Source organism: Candidatus Desulfolinea nitratireducens (assembly GCF_982879505.1).
The window spans coordinates 1-2,619 of the sequence record NZ_CEYOSI010000328.1 but is presented as its reverse complement, the minus strand read 5'-3'; the positions used below and the strand labels follow the sequence as shown (position 1 = coordinate 2,619).

Here is a 2,619-nt window from a genome sequence, read left to right as displayed (position 1 = left end):
CAGCGGGCGTCATCCCGTCGATGAAATTGGCTAGCCATGCTTCACCCTGTACTTTCTCCAGCATCGAAATGGCGACCAGCATCAATAAAATTGGTGGCAAAATGGAGCCGAGCAAGGCTGCGCTCATCCCGCTCATCCCGCCTGCCCCTGTGCCGATAAACATCGCCAGTTGCAGCGCATCGCTCCCCGGCAGTACGTTGGAAAATCCCACCGCTTCAATAAATTCGGTTTCAGTCATCACCTCGCCGATGGCTTCTTTGTAGAGCAGCCCAATCGAGGCGGGACCAGAGGTGCTCAAAGTGTTGACTTTCAGAAAAAGCCAAAATAATTTCAGCCATGCGCGGAATTTAGGCGTTTTCATTAGAGTAAAAATACCCCCGCCAAACCTGCCAAGAGCAAAACCAATGGCGCAGGCGCATCAAACCATAAGACAATTAAGCTAACAACACCAATCCCCCAAACAGGTAAGGGAAGTTCCCCACCGTTGCTCCCACTCAGAATTTTCCACGCGACGAATGCCATCAGCACGCCTACCGCAGGCGTCAGCCCCTCGACGAAGCCGCCAATCCATCTTTCACGTCGCAGACGATGCAGAATTTTGACCACACCAAACATCAGGATCGTAGGCGGGAGCAGGGATGCGATCAACGCAACGGTTGCACCCCAAAATCCACCTGCCTCTGTGCCGATAAACATCGCCAGTTGCAGCGCATCGCTTCCAGGCAAGAGAGATGACAACCCCACCGCCTGGATGAACTGCGCTTCGGTCATAATCGTGCCAACAGCTTCCGAATGTAGCAACGCGACTGAAGCCGAACCAGAGGTGCTCAGTAAATTGATTTTCAGGAATAACCAGAAGATATGATGCAAATGGTTCATTTTATGTCTGATTTTTCTATGGGTATCTTGCTTAGGTTGGAGCAGTGAGAGCATTTAGCGCAATCTGATCCCAAGGCTTAGTGCTAACATGATAGGGATACTACACACCCATATTAACCCAATAATTTATTTCTTGGGTTAATATGATCGGACAAACTCCTTTGAGAAACGCACCGTTAAAATCGGGCAATTTACCGCTTCTGCGATTTCTGCGGTCACATTCGGAGCATAGAGGCGACGTAACTCATCCGGCCCACTGAAAGATGAACCCATACAGATCAAATCATATTTCTGAGCATCCAGTTCTTCCAGGATCTGATTAACAATATTTCCATGTCGTACAATGACTCTGGACTGGATCCCATTATCTATTGCATGTTGTTGCGCCTCTTTCAGGATACGCGCAGGTTTATCATCGATTAATGCTGCATGGTTATTATTGAAATCCTTTGACAGGAGATGATCCGATTCAACCGGGGGAATAACATGTAAAAATGTCAATTCTGCTCCAGCAAGTTTTGCAATCTCAATCCCAATTTCCTCAGCCTGTCCTGTATACCCCATTCCGCCAAAGCAAATTAAAACCTTCTTTATCGATAAGCGTGCTTCGCGTGTATAAAAAATTGGATTGCATACGTTTTTTAAAATTTTTCGAAATGAACGTCCAACCAACCATTGACGAAATTGGGATCGCCCAAGCGGACCGATAAAGAGATAGGTATTTTCGTCCCATTCTAATTCGCCCAGTATCTCCTCTGTTTCTCCATTGACAATTTGCAGATCGTAGAGGAGATCTTTTTCCTGAAAAAGGGCAACTGCGCGACTAAACATCTCCTCGACGGGGTGCAGCTCATCCATTTTTTCAACAACGCCCAAAAGTGTAGGTTGTGCACCTAATGTAGTAGCCATTCCCACTGCATATTCAATCGTGGGCCAGCTTTCTGCGCATCCATTTGTTACCAACAATATTTTCTTTTTCACGGTAATACTCCTGTAGCGAAATGTCGTACTATATACCATTTGTGCTACTTCTTCAATCCAAGACAGATTTCGTCAGCAAATTGATCCAGCGTCTCTCTTTTTGAGGGAGTATTGTCCCAATCAAATATGATTTGATCACCAGCAAAACGCGGTACCAGATGAAGATGAAAATGAAAAACATCCTGCTGGCCTGCCCTGCCATTAGATTGCACGAGATTCATCCCATCGCAATTAGACACCTTTCGGATAGCGCGTGCTATTTTTGCAGTAACCTGAAATATGGATGCTGCCAGTTCATCTTCAAGATCATATATGCTTTCAACATGAGCATGAGGGATCACCAAAACCTTATATGGATTAGGTTGCTCCAAACTCATGATCGCAAAGACATCTCGATCATTGTAAACATAACTGGCGGGAACTTTCCTTACAGAAACTTCACAAAAGACACAGGTCATAATTTTTCCTAATGCCCTCCGAGCAATAATTGGATCCCTGCCCCGAGGACCAGTAAACCCAGAATACCGCGTACCAGCAATAAATTAATCCGGTGCACTACCCTTGCCCCAAGCCAAACGCCAGGCAAGGAGCCGATCAATAGAAGCCCAACCGAAGCCCAACCAGTTTGTCCTGCAAAAATATAGCTGAACGCGCTAATAGTAGCGAGCAAGGCACCATGCATCACATCCATTCCAACTAAATAGTTTAATGACTCTCGTGAAAAAACTAGCTCTTTAACAACCAGCCAACGACCGTGAG

General features: G+C 46.1%; 5 protein-coding genes. All 5 read right to left on the bottom strand.

The window, feature by feature from the left end; all coding sequences use genetic code 11:
* Positions 1-361: chromate transporter (locus AC3DOM_RS17330; RefSeq protein WP_487920291.1), on the bottom strand; the 361-nt coding region annotated here is incomplete at its 3' end.
* Positions 361-879, bottom strand: a complete 519-nt coding sequence (locus AC3DOM_RS17325) for a chromate transporter (RefSeq protein WP_487920290.1) — start codon at positions 877-879, stop codon at positions 361-363. The genes AC3DOM_RS17330 and AC3DOM_RS17325, both read right to left, overlap by 1 nt.
* Before the next feature lie 138 nt (positions 880-1,017).
* The gene (locus tag AC3DOM_RS17320; RefSeq protein ID WP_487920289.1) at positions 1,018-1,860 is read right to left on the bottom strand and encodes a universal stress protein; all 843 of its coding nucleotides are present in this window, start codon (positions 1,858-1,860) and stop codon (positions 1,018-1,020) included.
* A gap of 44 nt (positions 1,861-1,904) precedes the next feature.
* Complete coding sequence (locus AC3DOM_RS17315) at positions 1,905-2,318, bottom strand: HIT family protein (protein WP_487920288.1); 414 nt, start codon at positions 2,316-2,318, stop codon at positions 1,905-1,907.
* 8 nt (positions 2,319-2,326) lie between these two features.
* On the bottom strand, positions 2,327-2,619 hold a 293-nt coding region (locus AC3DOM_RS17310; RefSeq protein WP_487920287.1), incomplete at its 5' end, for a TSUP family transporter.

Excerpts from the sequence above, each read along its gene's own strand:
- AC3DOM_RS17315 (WP_487920288.1), bottom strand. The coding sequence starts at position 2,318 with ATGACCTGTGTCTTTTGTGAAGTTTCTGTAAGGAAAGTTCCCGCCAGT.
- AC3DOM_RS17325 (WP_487920290.1), bottom strand. The coding sequence starts at position 879 with ATGAACCATTTGCATCATATCTTCTGGTTATTCCTGAAAATCAATTTA.